Genomic DNA, 25,087 nt, shown 5'->3' with positions numbered 1-25,087 from the left:
GGGGTGAGCGGGAAGGGGGGGGCTGGTGCCCCGAAGACTCAGATCGGGCTCAGTTGTAGGCACGCATCTGCCGCGAGCCAGAACAATTGTTCGCGCACTGTTGTTGCCTTGGTCCAGCCGCGGTGATCCCAGTCGGCGGCGAGGGAGTCGCCGGCGTACAGCAGTTGCGCGAATCGCACTCCACGGAATCGGGCCACGGCGCAGAAGGCCGAGGCCTCCATGTCGACGGTTCGGCAGCCTTCTTCGACTCGGCGGGAGACGCGGGCACGGGTCTCGCGGTAGAGCGCATCGGTCGTCCAGGAACGCCCGGTGACGAAGTCGACTCCGGCGTCGGTCAGTACGGATTGCAGCACGGCCACGCCTGCCGGGTCGGCGTCGACCACGCGGCCCGGCGGCAGGTAGTGGAACGAGGTGCCCTCGTCGCGGACGGCGCTGTCGACCACCATCACATGTCCCATGCCCAGGTCATCGGACAGTGCTCCCGCGCCGCCGACGGCCACGAACTGGGTGCATCCCATCGCGATGGCCTCTTCGAGGAACAGTGCCGCCAACGGCGCACCGACGCCGGGGTGGAACACGGCGAGCTTCTCACCGTGTCGTTCGATCTCGTAGACGGGGTGTTCGCCGTGCTCGGAGCGCATGACCGACACGACTCGGGCGTCGCCCTTCGCGCAGATGCTCTCGATCACCTCGGAGAAGAAACAGACGACGGCTTTCGGCGGAACGTCGACTCCCTTGGCCACCATCGACGGGTCGATGACGCCCGTTTCGTCCAGATCGTTCTCGGTCAGCGCGATGTCCATCAGGTGATGTTCGCACGAGGCGACGCTCGGCCCTGCACGACCGATGCCGTACATGTCTGCGGGTCCCGATAGACTCTCCCTGGCATTTCGCTCCATCGAAGGGACCTATTCCTCGTGTCCGCTAGCTCTGTACCCACAGACACCGTCTCCAACGCCGTCGCCACCCCCGACGTTGCGCAGCCGTACAAAGAACTCGGACTCAAGGACGACGAATACGTCCGCATCAAGGAAATCCTCGGCCGTCGGCCCACCGACGCCGAATTGGCGATGTATTCCGTCATGTGGAGCGAGCACTGCTCGTACAAGTCCTCGAAGGTGCACCTGAAGTACTTCGGCGAGACCACCACCGACGAGATGCGCAAGCCGATGCTCGCGGGTATCGGTGAGAACGCGGGCGTCGTCGACGTCGGCGACGGTTGGGCCGTCACATTCAAGGTCGAGAGCCACAATCACCCGTCGTACGTCGAGCCCTACCAGGGTGCAGCGACCGGCGTCGGCGGCATCGTCCGCGACATCATGGCCATGGGTGCCCGCCCGATCGCCGTCATGGACCAGCTGCGATTCGGTGCCGCCGATGCACCCGACACGCGCCGTGTCCTGAGCGGGATCGTCGCAGGCGTCGGCGGCTACGGAAACTCCCTCGGCCTGCCGAACATCGGCGGCGAGACGGTGTTCGACGCCTCCTACGCCGGTAACCCCCTGCTCAACGCTCTGTGTGCCGGCGTCATGCGCGTCGAGGACATGCATCTGGCGTTCGCGTCGGGCCTGGGCAACAAGATCATTCTGTTCGGCGCACGAACCGGTCTCGACGGCATCGGCGGCGTGTCCGTCCTCGCGTCGGAGACCTTCGATGGGGATGAGACCGGCGGGGGCCGCAAGAAGCTCCCGGCCGTGCAGGTCGGCGATCCGTTCACCGAGAAGGTGCTCATCGAGGCCTGCCTCGAGCTGTACTCCAACAAGTTGGTCGTCGGCATCCAGGATCTCGGCGGTGCCGGATTGTCCTGTGCCACTTCCGAACTCGCGTCCGCGGGCAGCGGCGGCATGCACATCGAGCTGGAGAAGGTGCCGATGCGCGCCACCGGCATGACGCCCGCCGAGGTGCTCTCGAGCGAATCCCAGGAGCGCATGTGCGCGGTGGTGACGCCCGAGAACGTCGACGCGTTCATGGCCGTCTGCCGCAAGTGGGACGTCCTGGCCACCGTGATCGGTGAGGTCACCGACGGTGAGCATCTGCAGATCACGTGGCACGGCGAGACCGTGGTCGACGTTCCGCCGAAGACCGTTGCGCACGAGGGACCGGTGTACAACCGTCCCGTGCAGCGACCCGCCACCCAGGACGATCTGGTCGCGAACACCACGGCGTCGCTGAAGCGTCCGGAAACCGGTGACGAGCTGCGGGCGACGCTGCTGAAGATGATCGGCTCGCCGCAGCTGTGCAGCCGTCGATTCATCACCGAGCAATACGACCGCTACGTGCGCGGAAACACCGTCCTCGCCGAGAACGCCGACGCAGGCGTCATCCGAATCGACGAGAAGACCGGTCGTGGAATCGCTTTGGCCACCGACGCGTCGGGCCGCTACACCGCACTCGATCCTTACCAGGGCGCGCAGCTCGCGCTCGCCGAGGCGTTCCGCAACGTCGCTGTCACCGGCTCGACGCCCAAGGCCGTCACCAACTGCCTGAACTTCGGCTCGCCCGAGGACCCGGGCGTCATGTGGCAGTTCCAGCAGGCCGTGCGCGGACTGGCCGACGGCTGCGTCACCCTCGGTATTCCCGTGACCGGCGGCAACGTCAGCTTCTACAACCAGACCGGTGCAGAGCCGATCCTGCCGACGCCCGTCGTCGGTGTACTCGGCGTCATCGACGACGTGCATCGCCGCATCCCCACCGGCCTCGGACTCGAGCCCGGCGAGACGCTGATCCTGCTCGGTGACACCCACGACGAGTTCGACGGGTCCATCTGGGCGCAGGTCGAGCACGACCACCTCGGCGGCGTGCCGCCCAAGGTCGATCTCGCCCGTGAGCAACTGCTGGCAGACATCTTGCTCTCGTCCTCGCGTGACGGACTGGTCTCGGCAGCCCACGATCTGTCCGAGGGTGGCCTCGCGCAGGCCGTCGTCGAAGCTGCTCTGGCCGGTGAAACCGGTTGCCGCATCATCGTTCCCGAGGGTGCCGATCCGTTCGTGACACTGTTCTCCGAGTCCTCGGGCCGCGTACTGGTCGCCGTACCGCGCACGGAAGAGACTCGCTTCACCGGCATGTGCACCGCCCGCGGTCTGCCGTGGGTGCGCATCGGCGTCGTCGACGAGGGCTCGGATTCGATCGAGGTGCAAGGGCAGTTCTCCGTCCCGATGACGGAACTGCGCGAGACGTTCGAGAGCACTCTTCCCAGACTCTTCGGCTGACCGAGGTGGGGGGACACACATCGGAGCAGCCGCTCGCCGAGCCCGACTCCGCGCTCGAGCAGAACGAGCATCACCGCTACCACCTGCCGACGGTCGAGTTCTCGGTCCCCTCACCGGACAAGCACCCGTTCGTCATGTGGGCCTGGGGCCTGCTGCGCCTGGACTTCACCGGAATTGCGTTCGGCGCGTTGTTCTTCTGCTGGTCGTTGACTCCGTCGCTGCTCCCGCGGGGATGGTTGTTCCAGGGCATCATCGGCGGTATCAACGCGGCCATCGGCTACGCATTCGGCGTGGCGGTGGGATGGGCCGTCACCCGTTGGTGGCTCTCGTCCCGATCGTGGTGGCCGTTGCCGCGCAAGATCGAACTCGCCGTCAAGGTCGCCGTACCCGTCCTCGCGATCGCAGCGTCGATGATCATGTTGGCGATCTCGGCGGAATGGCAGCGTGAGCTGGCCGCACTGATGGACGCCGAGGGCACCACCACCACGGGATACTTCCGAACCGGTGCACTCAGTATCGCCGTTGCGGCGCTGTTGATTTCGGTGTGGCGGGTGTTGCGCGACCTCGTTCGGCTGCTCGCCCGGCAGATAAACCGCGTCGTGAAGATGCCACGCGAAGTTGCCAACGCGCTCGGAGTCGTCGTCCTCGTCGTGCTGTCCGTAGCGCTGGTTCAGGGCGTCCTGCTCCGGGCCGTCTCCGAGGTCACCAACTCGGCCTTCAGCCTGCAGAACGACGAAACCCGCGACGGCGCAGAACAACCCGTGGCCGACGAACGCTCCGGTAGTCCGAACTCGTTGGCACCGTGGGACACCCTTGGATTCGAGGGCCGCAACTTCGTCTCCAGCGGACTGCGCGCCGACGAGATGGAGCGGGCGACCGGCCGTCCCAGCCTCGAGCCGATCAGGGCGTACGCCGGCCTGGAAACCGCCGAGACCCAGGACGAGCGACTGAACATCGTGGTCGCAGAACTCGAACGTACCGGGGCATTCCAGCGCGCGGCTCTCGTCGTCGTTCCGACCACCGGAACCGGATGGGTCAATCCCACCGCCATCGAAGCCGAAGAGCTCATGTTCGACGGCGATGTCGCCACCGTCGCATCCCAGTACTCCTACCTGCCGAGTTGGATCTCCTTCATCGCGGAGGGCGACAAGGCCGCGCAGGCGGGCAGAGGTCTGATCGACAAGGTGCACGACCGCTGGCTGCAGGAACCGGAGGCCACCCGCCCCAAGTTCTACGTCTACGGCGAGAGCCTCGGCACCCAGGCGGGCGAGGGCGCGTTCGACGGGTTGGCCGACATCCGGGACACCACCGACGGCGTGCTGTGGGTGGGGCCACCGAACAACAACCGCATCTGGAGTCAGTTCGTCAGCCGACGCGACCCGGGAAGCCCCGAGGTTCGGCCGGTCTACTCCGAGGGACTGACGGTCCGATTCGCCGACAACTCGTCGGGCATCCCGCCGGAGGATCAGCCCTGGTACGAACCGAGAATCCTCTACGTCCAGCACGCGTCGGATCCGGTGGTCTGGTGGTCACCCGATCTGCTGTTCGAGCGTCCCGACTGGTTGTCCGAGCCACCCGGTCCGGACCGGCTGCCGAGTATGCGGTGGTTCCCGGTCGTCACCTTCTGGCAGGTGGCCGCCGACCTGACCAACGCTGCGGGCGTTCCCGACGGGCACGGCCACAACTACGGAACCCTCGTGCTCGACGGCTGGGTTGCCGTCGCCGCGCCGGAGGGGTGGACCGACCGCGACACCGAACGAGTCCGCGGAGTCATGGAGGAATTCGCCGGCCGAGACGGTCCCGAGAAGTGACCACCGAGGCGTTGGCGATCGGTGCCGCGACGACGGCGTGGAGCACGGTCGTGCTGCCCTCGACAGGCCTCGGTGCCCGTGGACGGGCGGTGGCCAATGCCTCGTTCGCAGTGGCCGTTGCGGCGGTCTCGGGCCGCAGCGCCGCGCAACTGGGATTGCGCAATACGGTTGCAGGCGTGAAGTGGGGCGCGGCGGCATCGGCCGTTCCGGTACTCGGATCGGCCGTCGTGGCCGCGATTCCTGCGTTGCGACGCCGGGTTCGGCCGTCCGAGGACGAGCTGGCCGAGTGGGTTCTGTTTCGGATTCCGGTGGGGACGGTCCTCACCGAGGAGTTGCTCTTTCGCGGCGTGCTCGACGCTGCATCGCCCGCTCTGTCGCCGATCTTCTTCGGGCTCTGGCACATTCACCCGGCCCGGGCGGCGGGTGACACCGTGGTCGGGACGGTCGTGGCGACGGCCGCGGCCGGGGTGGTGTTCTCGTGGCTGCGAGCCCGCAGCGGCAGTGTGCTCGCGCCGGCCTTGCTGCATTACTTCCTCAACGCCAGCGGCGCCGTTCTGGCGCATCTCGCTGCGAACGACAGGAGTTCGACGTAGTGCCACCACACAAGGAAGTCGGCCCCGCCGAGGTACGCGACGCCGTGCTGGCCGTCGAGGACTGGATCAAGGGCGAGGCGGACAAGCCTGCGCGGGCGCAGATCGCCGCAGCGGTACGAACCACTGCCCGAACCCTCGGCCAGAACGCGCCGGGATCCTCGGTGGAGGTGCGGGTGCCGCCGTTCGTCGCGGTGCAGTGCATCGTGGGGCCGCGCCACACCCGCGGAACTCCGCCGAACGTGGTCGAGACCGATGCGCTGACGTGGCTGCAGGTGGTGACCGGAATCCGGAATTTCGCCGACGCACTCGCCGACGGCTCGATCGATGCGTCGGGCAGTAGGGCGGCCGAGGTGGGGCGCTGGCTGCCACTGATGTCCATCAGGTGATCGGCTCCAATTCGGACACGCGTTCACCTGCTGGGAATCTCCCGTCCACACGATGCGTTGACTCGGGCCGTGTGCCCGTAGACTCGGGCATGGCCCCCCGCCCCGTACCCCCAAGGGAGCAATGCCCGTGACCAACGCCGATTTGTCGGTCGACAGTCCGAATCTTCTGGTAGGCAAACCGCTCGACGAACCGGAGAACGAGCCGCGCGAGGAGTGCGGAGTCTTCGGAGTGTGGGCACCGGGCGAGGATGTGGCCAAGCTCTCGTATTACGGCCTCTATGCGCTGCAACACCGTGGTCAGGAAGCTGCCGGCATCGCCGTCTCCGACGGTTCCCAGGTGTTGGTGTTCAAGGATCTCGGGCTCGTCAGCCAGGTGTTCGACGAGCAGACACTCGGTGCCATGCCCGGGCACGTCGCCATCGGACACTGCCGCTACTCCACCAGTGGATCGGTCACGTGGGAGAACGCGCAACCGATCTTCCGCACCACCACCGCCGGGACCGGGATTGCGCTCGGCCACAACGGAAATCTGGTGAACTTCGCCGAGCTCGCCACCAAGGCACGCGACGCAGGGCTGATCAGCGACCGGCTGCAGGGCAACGGCACGTCGGATTCCGACGTGGTGACCGCGCTGCTGGCCCACAAGGCCGCCGACTGCACCATCGAGCAGGCTGCGATGGAGTTGCTGCCGCAGCTCCAGGGTGCCTTCTGCCTGACGTTCATGGACGAGCACACCCTCTACGCCGCGCGCGACCCGCACGGCGTCCGTCCGTTGTGCCTCGGCCGCCTCGATCGCGGCTGGGTGGTGGCCAGCGAGACGGCAGCACTCGACATCGTCGGTGCCGCGTTCGTCCGCGACATCGAACCCGGTGAGCTCCTCGCTATCGATGCCGACGGCGTTCGGTCCTCACGATTCGCGGCCCCCGAGCCCAAGGGCTGCGTGTTCGAGTACGTCTACCTCGCTCGGCCGGACAGCGTCATCGGTGGCCGTTCGGTGCACTCGACGCGTGTCGAGATCGGACGACGCCTCGCCAAGGAGCATCCGGCCGACGGCGACCTGGTGATTCCGGTGCCCGAGAGCGGAACTCCCGCTGCGGTCGGTTTCGCGCAGGGCTCAGGCATTCCGTACGGCCAGGGCCTGATGAAGAACGCCTACGTGGGCCGCACGTTCATTCAACCGTCGCAGACCATCCGCCAGCTCGGTATCCGACTCAAGCTCAATCCTCTCAAAGAGGTCATACGGGGCAAAAGACTGGTGGTGGTGGACGATTCGATCGTTCGCGGCAACACCCAGCGAGCCCTGATCAGGATGCTGCGCGAGGCCGGTGCGCTGGAGATTCACGTGCGTATCGCGTCGCCGCCGGTGCGCTGGCCCTGCTTCTACGGCATCGACTTCGCTTCTCCCGCAGAGCTGATCGCCAACGGTGTCGACTCCGAGGACGGGATCCTCGAAGGCGTCCGCCAGGCCATCGGTGCCGACTCGCTGGGGTACATCTCCATCGACGGCATGATCGCCGCGTCGGAGCAGCCCGAATCACGCTTGTGCGCAGCTTGTTTCACGGGCAAGTACCCCATCGATCTGCCTGCGGACAATGCGCTCGGCAAGCACGTACTCGAAGGTCTGTTGTCCTCGGCGGCCGGGCAGCCGGTGGACAACGACGCGAATGTGAGCGCTCTTAGTCGTCCGTGAGCTGGGCGTTCCTGCAAGGGAACAGCGGGGTTTTCTCAATGCCACATATTGGAAACAGTCCGTCGGTACTGTCCCGAGTTACATAGGACACACCGATTTGGATAGAGGCATTCAGATGACCCTGTCGCCCGACGACGGACGCATGCAGCGCTACAGCGCGGCATCGAAGACTGCAGTGCGCAAGCACGGCAGGAAGACCGCTGCAGTGGCAGCACTGTCGGTACTCGCACTGACGGCCGCAGCCTGCGGCTCGGGACGCACCGACGCCGGAGGATCCGGCGACAGCGGCGGCGAGACCATCACGGTCGGCACCACCGATCAGGTGACATCGCTCGACCCGGCCGGCTCGTACGACAACGGTTCGTTCATGGTGATGAACCAGACGTATCCGTTCTTGATGAACTTCGCGCCCGGTAGCTCCGAACTCGAGCCCGACGCGGCCGAGAGCTGCGACTTCACCGAGCCGACCGTCTACACGTGCACGTTGAAGGACGACCTGAAGTTCGCCAACGGCAACCCGCTGACGAGCGAGAGCGTGAAGTACTCGTTCGATCGGATCGTCGCGATCAACGACCCCAACGGCCCCGCGTCGTTGCTCACCAATCTCGACAGCATCGCCACGCCCGACGAGAAGACCGTCGAATTCACCCTGAAGGCTGCGAACGACCAGACCTTCCCGCAGATTCTGGCGACCCCGGCAGGACCGATCGTCGATCAGACCGTCTTCCCGGCCGATTCGATTCTCGACGACGACGCCATCGTGGCGGGTACTCCGTTCGCGGGCCCGTACTCGATCTCGAGCTACGCCAAGAACTCCCTCGTCAGCTTCGCCGCGAACGGTGACTACAACGGCATTCTCGGAACGCCGAAGACGTCCTCGATCAACGTCAAATACTACACCAGCTCCGACAACCTCAAGCTCGACGTGCAGAACAAAGCCATCGATGTCGCGTGGCGCTCGCTGACCCCGACGGACGTCGAATCGCTCGGCAGTGTGGACGGACTGACGGTGCACGAGGGACCCGGCGGCGAATCGCGCTACATGGTGTTCAACATGAACACGATGCCCGGCGACACCCCGGAGCAGAAGTTGGCCGTGCGCAAGGCAATTGCGTCCTCGGTCGATCGTCAGGCGCTGTCCGACGGCGTCTACAAGGGCACCTACACCCCGCTGTACTCCGTGGTTCCCACCGGACTGGCCGGCGCGAACACCGCCTACGGCGATGTCTACGGCACCACGCCGAACCGCGACGAGGCGGCTGGATTCCTCTCCGCCGCAGGCATTGCCACTCCCGTTCAGCTCAACCTGCAGTACAACCCGGATCACTACGGTTCGAGCTCGAGCGAGGAATACGCCGCGATCAAGAGCCAGCTCGACGCGACGGGCCTGTTCAACGTGAACCTGCAGTCCACCGAGTGGAGCACCTACACCAAGGAACGCGTCGCCGACGCCTACCCGGTGTACCAGCTGGGCTGGTTCCCGGACTATCCCGATGCAGACAACTACCTGACGCCGTTCTTCGCGCCGGACAACTTCCTGCAGTCGCACTTCGAGAGCCCGGCCATCACCTCGCTGCTCGATCTCGAACGCACGACCGCCGACGAGGACGCTCGGATGCAGATCATCGGTCAGATTCAGACCGAGCTCGCGACGAACTACCTGCCGACGCTTCCGTTGTTGGAGGGCAAGCAGATCGCCGTCGCCACCGACGAGATCAGCGGTGTGGACGAGACTCTCGACGCCTCGTTCAAGTTCCGTTTCGTCACTCTCGCCAAGAGCTGACCGGTGCCCACTACCGCGGACGCGCCGGTAGGGGAGAAGCAAGCGCAGCAGGCGAGCGCGCCGTCACGGTACGGCGCGCTCGCCCGCTATCTCGGGGTCAGATTTCTGCTGATCATTCCGACTGCCTGGATTCTCGTCACCGTCGTCTTCTTTCTCATGCGTGTGATCGGTGATCCGATCACCGCCGCCCTCGGCGGCCGCCTACCCGCCGAACAGATCGCCCAGCGCAAGGCCGAAGCCGGCTACGACCGGCCGATCCTGACGCAGTACTGGGAGTACCTGACCGGATTGCTGCGCGGCGATTTCGGCCGCTCGGCCACCGACAATCGCGCGATCAGTGACGTTCTGCTCGTCAACGGTGCTGCGACACTGGAATTGGCGTTCTGGGCACTGCTGGTCGCCTTCGCGGTCGGCATCCCGCTCGGCTTCTTCGCCGCCACCCATCGGGACCGATTCGGTGACGCCTCGCTGCGCATCTTCGCGATCCTGGCGTATGCGGCACCGGTGTTCTTCGTCGGCATGCTGCTCAAGCTGCTGTTCGCGGTCAAGCTCGGCTGGCTGCCGGTGGCTGGACGAGCCAGCACGAACGTGGAACTGGCACTGCAGAACGTCTCGCCCAAGACCAACATCCTCATCGTCGATTCGTTCCTCTACGGAGAGACGAGCTACACCGTGGACGTGCTCGAGCATGCGGTACTTCCCGCACTCGCTCTGGGTCTGCTGACGGCCGGAGTGTTCCTGAGGCTGGTGCGCGTCAACCTGATCCAGACCCTGCAGGCACCCTTCGTCGACGCCGCACGCGCTCGCGGATTGAGCGAGGGCACGGTGACGCGACGGCATGCGTTCCGTAACGCCATGATTCCCATCGTCACCGTCATCGGCCTGCAGATCGCCGTACTGCTCGGCGGGGCGGTGCTGACCGAGACAACCTTCGAGTGGCAGGGCCTGGGCTACGAACTCGCCCGGTACCTGCAGGCCCGCGATTTCGTTGCGGTGCAGGGCATCGTGACGTTCCTGGCCGTGGTGGTCGCCGTCGTCAGCTTCGTCACCGACGCGATCGTCGCACTCATCGACCCGAGAGTGAGGTTCTGATGAGCACCGAAGTCGTGCTGTCCGACGTCCCTCCCACCCGTCCGCACCGCCGAGGATTTCCGGGCGTCGCGTTCGTCAAGTCCACGTCGGGGTTGCAACGCGTCACCCTGATCGTCGGGTTGGCCCTGATGGTCGGGTTCGTTGTCGCCGCAGTGTTCGCTCCGCTCCTCGCGCCGTACGGGTTCTCGCAGACCAGCGACGCCGGGCAGGATTTCGCCCGCCAGGCGGCTCCGTCCGCGCAGCATTGGTTCGGCACGTCGGTCCGCGGCGAGGACGTGTTCTCCCGCGTGATCTACGGTGCGAGAACAGCATTGATGGTGATCGCATCGTCGTTGGTGCTCTCGCTGATCATCGGTGTTCCGCTCGGCCTGGCCTCGGGCTACATCGGCCGTTGGTTCGATCGCGTCCTCGTACTGTTCATGGACGCGATGTACGCCTTTCCGTCGCTGCTCCTCGCGGTGGTCATCTCGATCGTCGTCGCAGGCGGACAGTCGTCCAGTTTCGGCGGTATCGCGTCCGCGGCAATCGCCATCACGGCGATCTTCGTGCCGCAGTACTTCCGCGTGGTACGCAACGCCACGGTGGCGGTCAAGACCGAACCGTACGTGGACGCCGCCCGGGTCACCGGGGCCGGTACTCCACGAATCCTGTTCCGGCACATCCTCGCCAACGTGGTGCAGACACTGCCGGTCATCATCACCCTCAACGGTGCCGAGGCCATCCTGACCCTCGCCGGGCTCGGATTCCTCGGCTTCGGTATCGAACCCACCTCCGCCTCGGAGTGGGGCTACGACATCAACAAGGCGCTGCCGGACATCTCCAACGGCATCTGGTGGACGTCGGTGTTCCCCGGCCTGGGCATCGTGCTCGTGGTGCTCGGCCTGACCATGGTGGGCGAAAGCGCAAGCGAGACACTCAATCCGCTGCTGCGCACCCGCAAGAAGTTCAAGAAGGCGGTGAAGGTATGACATCGAGCGTTGTGACTCCACGCGAGTCCGCACTGTCGGTGAAGTCGCTGTCCGTCACGTTCGCCACCGATGCCGGCGAAGTCGACGCCGTCACCGAGGTCTCGTTCGAGGTGTATCCCGGAGAGGTCCTGGCTGTGGTGGGTGAGTCCGGATCGGGCAAATCCGTCAGCGTCCGGTCCGCCATCGGACTGCTACCCGACACCGCACGCGTCGAGGGCCACGTGGTTCTCGGTGGCCAGGACGTGACGACGCTGAGCAACAAGGCGTGGGCGCAGTTGCGCGGCAACAAGATTTCGATGGTGTTCCAGGAACCGGGTAGCGCCCTCGATCCGCTGTTCACCATCGGATATCAGATCGTCGAGGCGCTGCGTGCGCACACAGGCGCGGACGGTAAGCGGATGTCGGCCAAGGACGCCAAGTCGCGAGCCGTCGAACTGCTGTCGATGGTGGGTCTGCCCAGTCCCGAGCAGCGGTTCTCGTACTACCCGCACGAGCTCTCGGGCGGGCAGAAGCAACGCGTCATGATCGAGATCGCCATCTCGTGCGAGGCGAAGGTCATCATCGCCGACGAGCCGACCACCGCCCTCGATGTCACGGTGCAGGCCGAGATCCTGGAGTTGCTCCGCGATCTCAAGGACCGGCTCGGCTGCGCCATCGTGCTGATCACCCACAGCATGGGCGTCGTCTCGGATCTGGCGGACCGCGTCGTCGTCATGCAGAACGGTCGCGTCGTAGAGGAAGCCCCGGTGGCGCAGCTCTTCGACGCACCCGCGGACGACTACACCAAGAAGCTGCTGGCCGCGGTGCCCACACTGGCCGCGGTGGAGTCCGACAAGACGGTCGACACCTCGGGTGAACCGGTACTCGACGTCTCGCGTCTGGTGGTGCAGTTCTCCGGCGGCGTCGGCTCACCTGCGTTCAGGGCCGTCGACGACGTCTCGCTCACCATCCACCGCGGCGAAACCCTCGGACTGGTGGGAGAATCCGGCTCGGGCAAGTCCACGATCGGCAGATGTGTTGCAGCACTGCAGAAGCCGACGAGTGGCAGCGTGACGGTGATGGGACAGAACATCGCAGGCGTGAGCGAACGCAAGCTCAAGCCGCTGCGCAAGCGATTCGGCTTCGTCTTCCAGGACCCGTCGGCGTCATTGAATCCGCGACTGACCGTCGGGCAATGCATCGCCGAGCCGATGATCGTGCACAAGTACGGCTCCACGGATGCGATCGCCGCGAGGACCACCGAACTGCTCGACGCCGTACAACTGCCGTCGGGCACCGACAAGCGCTACCCACACGAGCTCTCCGGTGGGCAGCGGCAACGCGTCAGCCTGGCGCGGGCACTGGTGCTCGGTCCGGATCTGGTGGTGGCGGACGAGCCGACCAGTGCCCTCGACGTCTCGGTGCAGGCAGCGGTGCTGGACCTGTTCGAGGCGCTACAGCAGGAATTCGGTTTCGCGTGCCTGTTCATCAGTCACGATCTCGCCGTGGTGGACCGCGTCGCGCATCGGGTGGTGGTGCTGCGCAACGGGGGAATCGTCGAAGAGGGAACACCGTGGAAGATTCTGCGATCCCCGGAGGCGGACTACACGAAGAAGCTGTTGGCTGCGATTCCCGGCAAGCGCCTGCACACGTGAGTTCTTCTCCTGACCGGGCACTCCGGTACCGTTGGGGCCGCGCCGCACCGGGCGCTGACATGAACTAGTACACAGGCTGGAGCCGAATGACCGAGGAATCCCAACCCACGAGCGCAACTCACTCGGGCGGTGCCTCCTACGCGGCGGCCGGGGTCGACATCGCCGCAGGAGACCGAGCAGTGCAGCTGTTCGCGCCGCTCGCCAAGAAGGCCAGTAGGCCCGAGGTGATGGGCGGTCTCGGCGGTTTCGCCGGTCTCTTCGCACTCAAGGGCGACTACCGCGAGCCTGTCCTGGCGGCCTCGACCGACGGCGTCGGCACCAAGGTCGCCGTCGCGCAGGCCCTCGGCAAGCACGACACCCTCGGCCTCGACCTCGTGGCCATGGTCGTGGACGATCTCGTCGTCTGTGGTGCCGAGCCGTTGTTCCTGCAGGACTACATCGCCGTGGGCCGCGTCGTTCCCGAGCAGGTCGCCGAGCTGGTCAAGGGCATCGCAGAAGGCTGCATCATCGCCGGCTGCGCATTGCTCGGCGGCGAGACGGCCGAGCACCCGGGACTGATGGCCGACGGCGATTACGACCTCTCGGCAACCGGCATCGGCGTCGTCGAGGCGGATTCGATCCTCGGACCCGAGCGGGTGCGTCCCGGTGACGTCGTCATCGGCATGGGATCGTCGGGTCTGCACTCCAACGGCTACTCCCTCGCCCGCAAGGTGCTGCTCGAGATCAACCACATGGATCTCGGCGGACACGTCGAGGAATTCGGCCGCACGCTCGGTGAAGAACTGCTCGAACCCACCAAGATCTACGCCAAGGACTGCCTCGCGCTCGCAGCCGAGACCGACGTCCGCACGTTCTGCCACGTGACCGGCGGCGGACTGGCGAACAACCTCTCACGGGTCATGCCCGAGGGTCTTGTCGCCGAACTCGACCGCACCACCTGGAGCCCGGCTCCGATCTTCTCGCTGATCGCTCAGCGCGGACGCGTCGAGCGGGCCGAGATGGAGCAGACGTTCAACATGGGTGTCGGCATGGTGGCCATCGTGGCACCCGAGGACGTCGACCGAGCACTTGCAGTGCTGACCGCACGCCACATCGACTGCTGGACTCTCGGCACGGTGAAGAAGGCGACCGGTAAGGACGTCGCCGACGAGCGTGCGTTGCTGCTGGGTAACCATCCGCGGTTCTGACCGCGGCAAGGTTCTGATCGTCCGAACATCGGGCGAACAAGTGAGGGGGAGCCGCTGTGCGGCTCCCCCTCAGTCGTTGTCGTGCACAGTACTAGCGTCGCCAGTCCTCGTACTCGTCTTCCTCGACTCGGGAATGCACATCCGAGTCAGAGTGGATGCCACGATGGGAGTTGGACGAACCACCGGAGAGCTCTCTTTGCAGACTCTCCAAGTCCGTTGTCGGCGAGCTGTACTTGAGCTCACGAGCGACCTTTGTCTGCTTTGCCTTAGCCCTGCCTCGGCCCATGGCGGTGCCCCCTCGCGGACTTGCGGGGCGGCCTGGGGAAATTTGGCGGCCCCGTTAGAGTTGGTATTTCTTCCTGGCACACACTCTAGCGCGCGAATCGCTGCGATGCGCATACGGCACCACGTGTTGGGGGCGCGCATGGTGATGCGACACGCCCGGGCCGGGGGTCGATGCCGCCTGTACCTGCGCATATCCGTGCAGAGGCAAACTATCTTCGTTCTGCGACACGAAATCGGTAGTGCTGCGCGTCATGGTCGCCGCAACGATTCGAGCGCTGCAGCGGCGTCGCGGTACACCTTCGGTGCCAATCCCGGCGCGTCCAGCAGAGTCTGCATCGCTGCGTGATCCCTCCCCTCGAACAGCATCCGCACCGTCACCCCGTGCTCGGGGACCGACGTCACGCTCACGGCGTCACCGCCGCCGAAGACCCCGGGTTCGAGCACTCGGAGATACGCACCCACATCACCGCGCGCGGTGAAGCGACGGATCCAACCGGGCTCGCCCATCCACCGTGCGAACGTTCCGCAGGGCTTGCGGGCGATCGTCACCTCCAGCTCCACACTGCCCACTCGCCACCGCGAGCCGATCACCGCATCGGTCACCGGGACACCGGTGGTCCGCAGGTTCTCACCGAAACGTCCGGGAGGAACGGGCGTGCCCAGCTGATCGGCCCAGTACCTCGCCTCGTCCTCGTCGTAGGCATAGACGGCCTGATCGAGTCCGCCGTGGAACTTCGTGTCGCGGCAGTGATCACCACCGATGCCGAGCTCGTGGACGTCCACCGGCCCGTCGACGGGCCGTTTGTCGATGCCACTGTCGACCACCGCGCGGCGTCCGAACGGAACATCGGCGTGCACAACGCAGACAGCGAGAACGGTGCCGATCACCGGCCGCGCAGGCGGTCCACCGCAGCGCGACCGGCCTGGACGTCGTCGTACGACGGGATCGAATCGGGATCGATCGACGCCGCACACGGACCCGCCTCGAGGGCGGTATCGACCGGAACGGTCCGCTTGAGCAGAGCCAGTGCGATCGGCCCCAGCTCGAAGTGATCGATGACGGTACCGAGGCGGCCGACGGAGCGTCCGCCCGCGGTGACCGGATCGCCGGTGCCGGGCCGACCGTCCGCAGAACCGTCGAGATGCAGCAGCACCAGGTGCCGCGGCGGGCGACCGAGATTGTGCACGCGGGAGACGGTCTCCTGCCCGCGGTAGCAGCCCTTCTCCAGATGCACCGCGCCGAACTCGGCGGCGCTGCCGATCCAGCGAACCTCGTGCGGGATGGTCTTCTCGTCGGTGTCCACTCCTACGCGCGGACGCAACGATTCCACGCGCAACGCGTCGAACGCCCAGGTTCCGGCGGGAGCGGCTCCGGCGTCGCGCAGCCGGACGAACCAGTCGGTGATGTTCTCGCGGGGGATCACCACGTCGTACGAATTCTTTCCCGGCCAGGGCATACGCCGAACGAAACCGCCGCCGTCGATCGGCGAAGCACCGTACATCTCGGTCGGAGCAGGCAGGTCGGCCTTGCCGAGCACCGACGACGAGTCGGATCCGAGGACGGTGAGAACGGCGAGTTCGTCGGCCTGGCGGGGTTCGGCCTTGGCCCAGAACACCATCTTCTTCAGAAACGAGAGCAGATCCGGGCCGGCTGCGCGCTCGGTGTCGATGTACGTGACGCCGGCCAGGTCGGTCTGCACGAAGTGATGCTCGATGCGGCCGTTGACGTCGAGACTGAGATTCTCGGCCGAGCTGCCGTCGGCCAGGTTCGTCACGAGTTGGCTCGAGATGGTGTTCAACCAACTCAGGCGCTCGTCTCCGCTGATGGCGAGGACGAAGCGGTGGGACCGATCGATGACGGCAGCGCCGCTGACCGCGTCGCGTTGTTCACCGAACGGATTGCCGTAGTGCCAGGCCACCCCGGCATCGACGCTGTCGTCGGGGGAGGGCACTGCGCCGGGAAGTGTCAGAAGTGGACTCGGGCTGATCGTGACTGTGTCGGACACAGCTCCATAGTAGGAGCCCGTCGGCGAGGCAACTCGATGACCGGTCCCTTTACACCCCCGAAACGGCGACGACACGGCACCGCGACGACGCCTACCTACCGTGTCGATCCATGAAGAAACTGGCGCATCCAGCCGCGCAGATCGGCCTCGCCGCGATCGGCGGCATCGTGTTCGGGTTGGTGGTCGGCGAATGGGCCGCGAACCTGAAGTTCATCGGCGATCTGTTCATCCGACTGATCCAGATGTCGATCGTCCCGCTGGTGATGGCCTCGGTCATCGTCGCCACCGGATCGATGGCAGGAGCGGGAACCGGCAGGATCGCCTTCCGCACCTTCAAGTGGATGATCGGGTTCTCGGTGGTTGCGGCCGTGCTGGCCTGGGTGCTGAGCAGCATCGTCCGCCCGGGCGCGGGCATGGTGTTCACCCAGCAGCTCGATCCGTCGCTCGAGGAATCGGCGGGAGAGGCGCTCGGCTGGCAGGACACCTTGCTCAACTTCGTCAGCACCAACGTGTTCGACGCCATGTCGACGGCGACGATGGTGCCGATCATCGTCTTCTCGCTGCTCTTCGGTATCGCGCTGCGCAGTCAGATCACCAAGACCGGCAACACCCAGGTGCTCTCGTTCATGGACCAGATTCAGCAGATCGTCCTGACGATGATCCGGCTCGTCATGGTCATCGCCCCGGTCGGTGTGTTCTGTCTGCTCGCCGCGCTGGCCGGAGACGTCGGGTTCTCCGTGGTCTCCACCGCACTGAGCTACCTCGGCACCACGCTCCTCGGGGTGCTGATTCTGTTCGCGCTCTTCGTCGTGGTCGTGACGATGCGAACCCGATTGAACCCGTGGAAGCTGCCCAGCAAGCTCACCGAGCAGACGGCCGTCGCAGTGACGACCACGAGCTCGGCCGTCACCTTCCCCACGGTGCTGCGCAACACCGTCGAGAAGGTCGGCGTCAGCCAGAAGGTCGCCAACTTCACGCTGTCGATCGGGCTCACCATGGGCTCCTACGGTGCCGTTCTCAACTATATGATCGTGGTGATGTTCCTCGCGCAGGCAGGCAACATCGAGTTGAGTCTCGGGCAGATCGTGCTCGGCATGGGCCTGGCGGTTCTGCTCAACATGGGCACCATCACCGTGCCCGGCGGATTCCCCGTCGTCGCGATGTTCCTCGCGACCTCGCTCGACCTACCGTTCGAGGCCGTCGGCCTGTTGATCGCCGTCGACTGGTTCGCCGGAATCTTCCGTACGTTCCTCAACGTCAACGGAGACACGTTCGTCGCCATGCTCGTCGCCAACGCCGACGACGAGATCGACCGCGAGGTCTACAACGGCACCAAGGTCGTCGTCGCCGAGGATCTCGACCTCGACGAGTACGCCGACGCGATGGCGGCGGCCGACCGAGCGGATTGATCGAACGCGTCCGCTCCCCTCTAGGGTGACGGGCATGTCGGAGTCGGTAGTGGTGACGTTGGACGGCCGGGTGCACGACGCGAATCGGCCGTTGCTGTTCGCCGACGATCTGGCCGCGGTGCGCGGCGACGGGGTGTTTGAGACGCTGCTCGTGCGCGACGGCACGGCGTGTGCGGTCGAGTTGCATCTGGCCCGACTGGTGGTGTCAGCGAAGGCACTGGACCTGCCCGTTCCCGATCTCGACCAGTGGCGCGCCGTCGTCGAACAGTCCGTCGAACTGTGGGCACGAGAGTCCGAGGACGAGGCAGTCCTGCGTCTGGTTCTCAGCCGCGGACGCGAGGGCGGCGGTGACCCCACCGCGTACGTGACGGTGGGAGCGCTGCCCGAGCGAGTGCGAGCCGCGCGCACCGACGGGGTGTCGGTGATCACGCTCGACCGCGGCTACTCGGTGGACTTCTCGTCCCGAGCGCCGTGGCAGCTCGCGGGGGCCAAGACGTTGTCGTATGCCACCAACATGGCCGCGCTCCGGCACGCGTCCGCTCAGGGCGTCGACGACGTCATCTATCTCAGCAGCGAGGGGCGGGTGCTCGAAGGTCCGCGCTCGACGGTGGTGCTCGCGCGCGGTAAGACTCTCGTCACACCGTCGGTCGAACAGGGCATCCTGGCCGGAACCACGGTCGCCGGGTTGTTCTCCGTAGCCGAGTCCGCCGGTTGGACTTGCGAACGCGGACACCTGTATCCGGCGGATCTCATTGCCGCAGATGGTGTTTGGCTGGTCTCGAGCGTCACTCTCGCCGCGCGGGTCACGACGATGAACGGCGTCCCGCTCGGCACTCGGCGGCACATCGACGACGTTCGATCGATGGTCGATGCCGCCGTGGAGACGGACGAAACTCGGTAGGAGTCCAACGACTCTGCCTAAGGACTCTTCCCTACTACTACTCGTAGTAGTACTGTCGAATTCGTCGCGGGCCAACGCCCTGACCTGCGGTGTTACCCGTCACAGTACGGGTGGAAGAGTTCGGAGCCCTGATGGACGCCTTGGATGTCTCACGTTGGCAGTTCGGTATCACCACCGTCTACCACTTCATACTCGTTCCCCTCACGATCGGCCTCGCTCCGATGGTGGCTGCCATGCAGACCATGTGGGTGATCACCGGCAAGGACTCCTGGTACCGACTGACCAAGTTCTTCGGCAAGCTCTTCCTCATCAACTTCGCCCTCGGCGTCGCCACCGGCATCGTCCAGGAATTCCAATTCGGCATGAACTGGAGCGAATACTCCCGCTTCGTCGGTGACGTGTTCGGCGCTCCGCTCGCACTCGAAGGCCTCGTCGCCTTCTTCCTCGAATCCACTTTCCTCGGACTGTGGATATTCGGATGGAGCAGACTCCCCAAACTCGTTCACCTGGCCACGATCTGGCTCGTCGCCATCGGCGTCAACGCCTCGGCGTACTTCATCATCGCCGCCAATTCCTGGATGCAGCATCCCGTCGGCGCGATCTACAACGAAGAGACCGGCCGCGCCGAACTGACCGACATCTGGGCACTGCTCACCAACAACACTGCACTGGCAGCATTTCCGCACGCCGTGGCCGGAGCCTTCCTCACCGCCGCGACCTTCGTCGCAGGCATCTCCGGCTGGTGGATGGTCCGCGAGGCTCGTAAAGCGAAGACCGAGAACGAGTTCGACACGCTCCCGGCCCCGGCCACCGGGGTCGCTGCGCAGGCTCCGCTCCCGGCCGATGGGGTCACTGCGCAGGCTCCGCTCCCGGCCACCGACTCGCGTTCGATGTTCAGGTCGGCAGCGCGCATGTCCTTCATCGTCATGATCGTCGCGGGCGGCGCCCTCGCCATCACCGGAGACATCCAGGGCAAGCTCATGTTCGAGCAACAACCGATGAAGATGGCATCCGCAGAATCGTTGTGCGACACCGAGACCGGAGCCAGTTTCTCGCTCCTGACCGTGGGCACCCACAACAACTGCGAGTCCGTGGTCCACCTCATCTCGATCCCCGGCCTCACCTCGTTCCTGGCGGAGAACGACTTCGGTGCCACCGTGCAGGGAGTCAACCAACTGCAGGAGCAGTACGAGCAGCAGTTCGGCCCGGGCAACTACAAGCCCAACCTGTTCGTCACCTACTGGGCATTCAGGATGATGATCGGACTGGCCGCAGGCTCGGCACTGCTCGCGATCGCGGGACTGTGGGTCACTCGGGGTGGCCGGATTCCCGACCAGAAGTGGTTCTCGCGGTTGTCACTGCTGGCCATTCCGACGCCGTTCCTGGCGAACAGCGCCGGTTGGATCTTCACCGAAATGGGCCGCCAGCCATGGGTCGTCGCACCCAACCTGTCCGGCGTCGATCAGATTCGGCTCACCGTCGACCAAGGTGTCTCGGACCACCCCGTCGGCCTCGTTCTCGCCTCACTGGTGACGTTCACACTGCTCTATGCCGCTCTCGGTGGTGTGTGGTTCTACCTGCTCCGACGCTACGTGGTCGAAGGGCCTCTCGAACACGACGCGCATCCGCACGTCGACCCACCGGAATCGGAAGACGAAGAGCCCAAACAGCTCTCGTTCGCCTACTAGGGGATAGCAATGTCACTGCCCGAATTCTGGTTCTTCGTCATCGGCTTCTTCTTCGTCGGCTACTTCGTGCTCGAAGGGTTCGACTTCGGCGTCGGAATGCTCATGCCCATTCTCGGGCGGCACCCCGATTCCGCCACGGGGGAGAAGCGTCGACGCACCGTACTGAACACGATCGGCCCGGTCTGGGACGGCAACGAAGTCTGGCTCATCACCGCAGGCGGCGCGCTGTTCGCAGCGTTCCCCGAGTGGTACGCAACATTGTTCTCCGGCTTCTACCTCCCGCTGCTGCTGATCCTGGTGGCACTGATCCTGCGCATCTGCGCCATCGAATGGCGTGGCAAGATCGACGATCCGGTGTGGCGCAGGCGCTGCGACATCGGCATCGGTATCGGCTCGTGGGTACCGGCGGTGCTGTGGGGCGTTGCCTTCGCCAACATCGTGCGCGGCGTAGCCATCGACGAGAACAAGAAGGTCACCGCCGGCTTCTTCGATCTGCTCAACCCCTATGCACTGCTCGGCGGAGCCACGATGGCACTGGTGTTCGCGCTGCACGGCGCGGTGTTCATCGCACTCAAGACCTCGGGAGACGTGCACGAGGACTCGGTGAAAATCGCAGCGCGATTGGCAATTCCGGCAGTTATCGTCGGCGGATCATTCGCTGTGTGGACCCAACTCGCCCACGGCAAGACATGGACCTGGGTACTCGTCGGCGTGGCAGCGGTGGCCCTGCTCCTCGTCGTCGCGCTGACGGCGAGAGTGCGCGAAGGCTGGGCCTTCGTGTTCACCAGCATTGCCATCGTTGCGGTTGTGGTGCTGCTGTTCGCCTCCCTGTTCCCGAACGTCATGCCGTCGAGCACGGATGCCGCCTTCGATCTCACCATCGCGAACGCGTCGTCCAGCCCGTACACACTGAAAGTGATGACCTGGGCCGCAGCGTTCGCCGCACCCGTCGTCATCGGATACCAGGGGTGGACGTACTGGGTCTTCCGCCAACGCATTTCGAGTGCCCACATCCCGGACTCGATCGGACTGACGGTGAAATCGTGACCGCCTCCGCTCGCACGCGGGGACCGGTCGATCCCCGACTGTGGAAATACTCTCGATCCGCGCGGGGCTACCTGATCGTCACGGTTGCACTGTCGACCGTCGTCACGCTCTGCATCATCGTGAGCGCGTTGACAATCGGAACTGTGCTGGCAGGGGTCATCACCGAACCGACGGCCAGATCACTGTCCGCCTGGACGACGGAACTGGCGGTGCTGGCGGGCGCAGTGGCCGTCCGTGTGCTTGCAACCGGAGCTCAGTCCCGCTACGCGCACCGGTCGGCGTCACGTGTGGTGGCCGAGCTGGAAGTGGAGGTGCTCACTGCAGCAACGCGATTCGAGCCTCGCGAGCTCGACCGCGAGCGGGAAGAATTGGTCGTCGTCGTGACCCGAGCAATCGGGGGTCTGCGGGCGTACCTGACCGGATACCTGCCGGCGCTGGTGTCCGCGGCCATCGTCACTCCGCTGGTTCTGATCGTCATCGTCACCCAGGACGTGACGTCGGCGGTGGTCATCGCGGTGACCTTGCCGCTCATTCCGATCTTCATGATTCTGATCGGGTTGCTGACCAAGGGCCGAGCCGCGGCGACGCTGACCACGATGACCAGGCTGTCTGCGCAGTTGCTCGATCTTCTGGCCGGCCTGCCGACCTTGCGCGCGCTGCGTCGCGAACACGGACCGGCCGCTCGCATCCGCGCACTGGGCGACGCGCACCGACAAACCACCATGCGCGCGTTGAAGATCGCCTTCCTGTCGTCGATGGTGCTCGAGTTGCTCGCGACCCTGTGTGTCGCGCTCGTGGCCGTCGGCATCGGATTGCGCTTGGTCTTCGGCGAGATGACTCTCGAATCGGGCATCATCGCGTTGATCCTGGCCCCCGAGGTGTACTTCCCGCTGCGCGCCGTGGGGACCCAGTTCCACGCAGCAGAGGACGGCGTCGAGGCCGCGGAGCGCGCCTTCCGAGTCCTGGACAGGCGTACGACACAGCCGACCGGCCGCCGGACCGTCGACGGTGCGACCGCGGACATCGAACTCGCCGGACTCACCGTCGCGAGCCGGGACGGCGACGCTCCGGCCCAGTTGAGTGCGCTGTGCCGCCCGGGCACCATCACGGTACTGACCGGGCCCAACGGCTCGGGTAAATCGACTGCACTGCACGCGGTTCTGGGACTCACGACGCCCACGAGCGGCGCGGTTCTGGTCGGCGGTGTGCCCGTGGTCGATCTCGATCTCGACCGATGGTGGGCACAGGTTGCCTGGCTTCCGCAGCGGCCGATACTGCTTCCCGGCACGCTCCACGAGAACGTCACCCTCCACGGCATGCCCGACGCCGCCGCACTGGACGCGGCCTGCCGCGCTTCGGGATTCGATGCCGTACTGCGAGAGCACCCGAACGGCTGGAACACTCGCGTCGGTCAGGGTGGAGTCGGTCTGTCGCTCGGCGAGCTGCAACGTCTGGCCCTGACCCGAACGTTCGTCTCCGCTGCTCCGGTGATGGTGCTGGACGAGCCCACGGCGCACCTGGATGCGGCGAGCGAACGGACTGTGCTGCAGGCCCTTCGAGATGCGGCCGATCGCGGCGTCACCGTGGTGATGGTCGGTCACCGGCGCTCGGTACTGCACGCCGCAGACCGCGTCGTCGAGGTGCGAAGCAGCTCAGAGGTGGCACGGGAGTTCGATCATGTCTGATCTACGACGCGCGCTGACCCTGTTCGAGCTCTCCCCACGGCGGGTGGCACTGGCCGTGGCCGCAGGCGTGGCAACTCTCGGCAGCGCACTGGCTCTCGCCGCACTGTCGGCATGGTTGATCACCCGAGCGTGGCAGATGCCTCCGGTGCTGGATCTGACCGTCGCAGTGGTGGCCGTTCGTGCATTGGGCATCTCCCGCGGCGTGTTTCGCTATCTCGAACGATTGACCACACACGACGCGGCCCTGCGCGGTACGACGGCAGCACGCGCGAGGATCTACGAACAACTGGCGAACGGGCAGGGCGCGCTCACTCTGCGGCGCGGTGACGTCCTGGCTCGCACCGGGGCGGACGTCGACGTGCTCGGCGACGTTGTCGTACGCGCGATCGTTCCCATCTGCGTCAGCGTCGTGATGATGCTCGCAGCCGTGGGCCTGGTCTCCTGTATCGCGCCTGCTGCCGCGTCGATCCTGGCGGTGTCCTTGCTGATCGCGGGGGTGGGCGCACCGATCCTGGCGGCGCGGTCGGCACGGGTCGCCGAAGAGGCCGGAGCCGACGCCGACGCGCGGTTCACCGAGACGGCCGTTCGGGCACTCGACCACGCCGCAGAGCTGCGGGTCGCCGGACGACTCGACGCGACGCTCAGCGAAGCCCACAAGGCAGCTCAGGACTCGGTTCTCGCACGCGACCGGGCGGCACGACCGTCGGCGCTGGCCGATGCCGCCGGTCCGTTGTCGATCGGTGCATCGGTGATCGGGTCCTTGCTCGTCGGCATCGGGCTGTACGGACCGACCGGAGGCATCGCAGGTGGCATGACACCGATGGCTCTGGCCATCGTCGTGCTGGTTCCGCTGGCCGCCTTCGAAGCGACGGCGGCTCTGCCCGGAGCGGCCATCGCCCTGATGCGTGGACGAATCGCGGCAACTCGAATCCTCGCCATGCTCGATGCGGCTCCGCCGCAGTGGCGTGGTCATGTGCCCTCTGAGGCACTCGACCGCACCACTGCGCGAAGCGCACTGATCGGACCCAGCGGATCGGGCAAGAGCACGATGCTGCGGGAGTTCGCCGAGGAATGCGGTTCGGAGGCAGCGCTGTTCGCCGAGGACGCGCACCTGTTCGACACCTCGATTCTGGAGAACCTGCGGGTGGTGCGCGGCGATGTGGACGAGCAGGAAGCAATCAGGGCACTGCAGAAAGTCGGCCTCGGTCCATGGCTCGACGCTCTGCCGCTCGGAGTCCACACCACCCTGGTGGGCGGCGCCCAGGCCGTCTCCGGGGGAGAGCGCCGCAGACTGCTGCTCGCGCGGGCCGTGCTCAGCACGGCACCGATCGTGCTGCTCGACGAACCGACCGAGCACCTGGACCGAATCTCCGGCGAATCGATACTGCGCCAGCTGCTCACCACGGACGGAGGATTGTTCGGAGCCGACCGAACAGTGGTGGTCGTCACCCACCAACTGCCGGAGCACACCGACGCCGACCAGGTGATCGACCTCGGCTCGGACAGTGCGAAAAAACTCTTTGCCGACTCGGAAACTCGGGCGTACGTTGTGAAGTACACGAGAGAGGAGGTGGTCTGAAGTTGATGAACTCTAGGACGCGTGAGGTGGCTGTCAGCTAGCCGCAATCGCTGACGGATTCACTGCGAAGACCGCGCGAGCGGCAAGCGAATCCCAGACAGCTACCCGGCCCCCGAGCCCCCGACCTGTCCGGT

The 25,087-nt window shown here is 65.7% G+C and carries 20 protein-coding genes; 16 read left to right on the top strand and 4 right to left on the bottom strand.

Going from position 1 to position 25,087, the window contains the following annotated elements:
* Positions 1 to 38 precede the first annotated feature (38 nt).
* Positions 39 to 803, bottom strand: coding sequence for a nucleoside phosphorylase (locus CH296_RS04230; protein WP_230596830.1), 765 nt, complete (start codon positions 801 to 803; stop codon positions 39 to 41).
* A 114-nt stretch (positions 804 to 917) separates the two neighbouring features.
* On the opposite strand from CH296_RS04230, the gene purL reads away from it, so the two are divergent.
* From purL to purM, 10 genes are all read left to right on the top strand, one after another.
* Entirely contained in the window at positions 918 to 3,209 is a 2,292-nt protein-coding gene (gene purL, locus CH296_RS04225) for a phosphoribosylformylglycinamidine synthase subunit PurL (RefSeq protein WP_094628480.1), read from the top strand.
* An 83-nt stretch (positions 3,210 to 3,292) separates the two neighbouring features.
* Complete coding sequence (locus CH296_RS04220; protein ID WP_256980326.1) at positions 3,293 to 5,020, top strand: alpha/beta hydrolase; 1,728 nt, start codon at positions 3,293 to 3,295, stop codon at positions 5,018 to 5,020.
* A complete protein-coding gene (locus CH296_RS04215; protein WP_094684102.1) occupies positions 5,017 to 5,613 on the top strand; it encodes a CPBP family intramembrane glutamic endopeptidase in 597 nt (198 codons plus the stop codon). The genes CH296_RS04220 and CH296_RS04215 overlap by 4 nt, the downstream gene beginning before the upstream one ends.
* Positions 5,613 to 5,999, top strand: a complete 387-nt coding sequence (locus tag CH296_RS04210) for a sterol carrier family protein (protein ID WP_032395916.1) — start codon at positions 5,613 to 5,615, stop codon at positions 5,997 to 5,999. Before CH296_RS04215 ends, CH296_RS04210 begins: the two co-directional genes overlap by 1 nt.
* Before the next feature lie 127 nt (positions 6,000 to 6,126).
* Complete coding sequence (gene purF, locus CH296_RS04205) at positions 6,127 to 7,689, top strand: amidophosphoribosyltransferase (protein ID WP_032396301.1); 1,563 nt, start codon at positions 6,127 to 6,129, stop codon at positions 7,687 to 7,689.
* Positions 7,690 to 7,831: 142 nt separating this feature from the next.
* The gene (locus tag CH296_RS04200; protein WP_045200295.1) at positions 7,832 to 9,472 is read left to right on the top strand and encodes an ABC transporter substrate-binding protein; all 1,641 of its coding nucleotides are present in this window, start codon (positions 7,832 to 7,834) and stop codon (positions 9,470 to 9,472) included.
* Between the two features lie 105 nt (positions 9,473 to 9,577).
* Positions 9,578 to 10,564 carry an ABC transporter permease gene (locus CH296_RS04195; protein ID WP_045200293.1) on the top strand — a complete coding sequence of 329 codons (987 nt, stop codon included), beginning with the start codon at positions 9,578 to 9,580 and terminating at the stop codon, positions 10,562 to 10,564.
* Entirely contained in the window at positions 10,564 to 11,532 is a 969-nt protein-coding gene (locus CH296_RS04190) for an ABC transporter permease (protein WP_032395914.1), read from the top strand. The genes CH296_RS04195 and CH296_RS04190 overlap by 1 nt, the downstream gene beginning before the upstream one ends.
* Positions 11,529 to 13,166 (top strand): ABC transporter ATP-binding protein, encoded by a 1,638-nt coding sequence (locus CH296_RS04185; RefSeq protein ID WP_094684101.1) that lies wholly within the window; start codon positions 11,529 to 11,531, stop codon positions 13,164 to 13,166. The genes CH296_RS04190 and CH296_RS04185 overlap by 4 nt, the downstream gene beginning before the upstream one ends.
* An 86-nt stretch (positions 13,167 to 13,252) precedes the next feature.
* Complete coding sequence (gene purM, locus CH296_RS04180; RefSeq protein ID WP_032376541.1) at positions 13,253 to 14,353, top strand: phosphoribosylformylglycinamidine cyclo-ligase; 1,101 nt, start codon at positions 13,253 to 13,255, stop codon at positions 14,351 to 14,353.
* Between the two features lie 91 nt (positions 14,354 to 14,444).
* Here purM and CH296_RS04175 read toward each other — a convergent pair whose 3' ends face one another.
* The 3 genes from CH296_RS04175 to CH296_RS04165 all read right to left on the bottom strand — a co-directional run bounded on the left by CH296_RS04175 (position 14,445) and on the right by CH296_RS04165 (position 16,644).
* Entirely contained in the window at positions 14,445 to 14,639 is a 195-nt protein-coding gene (locus CH296_RS04175) for a DUF3073 domain-containing protein (RefSeq protein ID WP_082073787.1), read from the bottom strand.
* Positions 14,640 to 14,887: 248 nt separating this feature from the next.
* Positions 14,888 to 15,526, bottom strand: coding sequence for an MOSC domain-containing protein (locus CH296_RS04170; protein ID WP_032395912.1), 639 nt, complete (start codon positions 15,524 to 15,526; stop codon positions 14,888 to 14,890).
* The gene (locus CH296_RS04165; RefSeq protein ID WP_094628474.1) at positions 15,523 to 16,644 is read right to left on the bottom strand and encodes a folate-binding protein YgfZ; all 1,122 of its coding nucleotides are present in this window, start codon (positions 16,642 to 16,644) and stop codon (positions 15,523 to 15,525) included. Before CH296_RS04165 ends, CH296_RS04170 begins: the two co-directional genes overlap by 4 nt.
* Positions 16,645 to 16,754: 110 nt before the next feature.
* On the opposite strand from CH296_RS04165, the gene CH296_RS04160 reads away from it, so the two are divergent.
* From CH296_RS04160 to CH296_RS04135, 6 genes are all read left to right on the top strand, one after another.
* Positions 16,755 to 18,053, top strand: coding sequence for a dicarboxylate/amino acid:cation symporter (locus tag CH296_RS04160; RefSeq protein WP_094684100.1), 1,299 nt, complete (start codon positions 16,755 to 16,757; stop codon positions 18,051 to 18,053).
* Positions 18,054 to 18,087: 34 nt separating this feature from the next.
* On the top strand, positions 18,088 to 18,954 hold the full coding sequence (locus tag CH296_RS04155; RefSeq protein WP_094684099.1) for an aminodeoxychorismate lyase: 867 nt from the start codon (positions 18,088 to 18,090) through the stop codon (positions 18,952 to 18,954).
* 131 nt (positions 18,955 to 19,085) lie between these two features.
* The gene (locus CH296_RS04150; RefSeq protein ID WP_094628484.1) at positions 19,086 to 20,642 is read left to right on the top strand and encodes a cytochrome ubiquinol oxidase subunit I; all 1,557 of its coding nucleotides are present in this window, start codon (positions 19,086 to 19,088) and stop codon (positions 20,640 to 20,642) included.
* Positions 20,643 to 20,651: 9 nt separating this feature from the next.
* Positions 20,652 to 21,689, top strand: a complete 1,038-nt coding sequence (cydB, locus tag CH296_RS04145; protein ID WP_094684098.1) for a cytochrome d ubiquinol oxidase subunit II — start codon at positions 20,652 to 20,654, stop codon at positions 21,687 to 21,689.
* Positions 21,683 to 23,374 carry a thiol reductant ABC exporter subunit CydD gene (cydD, locus tag CH296_RS04140; RefSeq protein WP_094684104.1) on the top strand — a complete coding sequence of 564 codons (1,692 nt, stop codon included), beginning with the start codon at positions 21,683 to 21,685 and terminating at the stop codon, positions 23,372 to 23,374. The genes cydB and cydD overlap by 7 nt, the downstream gene beginning before the upstream one ends.
* A complete protein-coding gene (locus CH296_RS04135; protein WP_094684097.1) occupies positions 23,367 to 24,953 on the top strand; it encodes an amino acid ABC transporter ATP-binding/permease protein in 1,587 nt (528 codons plus the stop codon). Before cydD ends, CH296_RS04135 begins: the two co-directional genes overlap by 8 nt.
* The last annotated feature ends 134 nt before the right edge of the window (positions 24,954 to 25,087 follow it).

This window comes from Rhodococcus sp. 14-2496-1d (assembly GCF_002259365.1).
In the GTDB taxonomy this organism is placed as follows: Bacteria; Actinomycetota; Actinomycetes; order Mycobacteriales; family Mycobacteriaceae; genus Rhodococcoides.
This window is presented reverse-complemented; position numbering and strand designations above follow the sequence as displayed.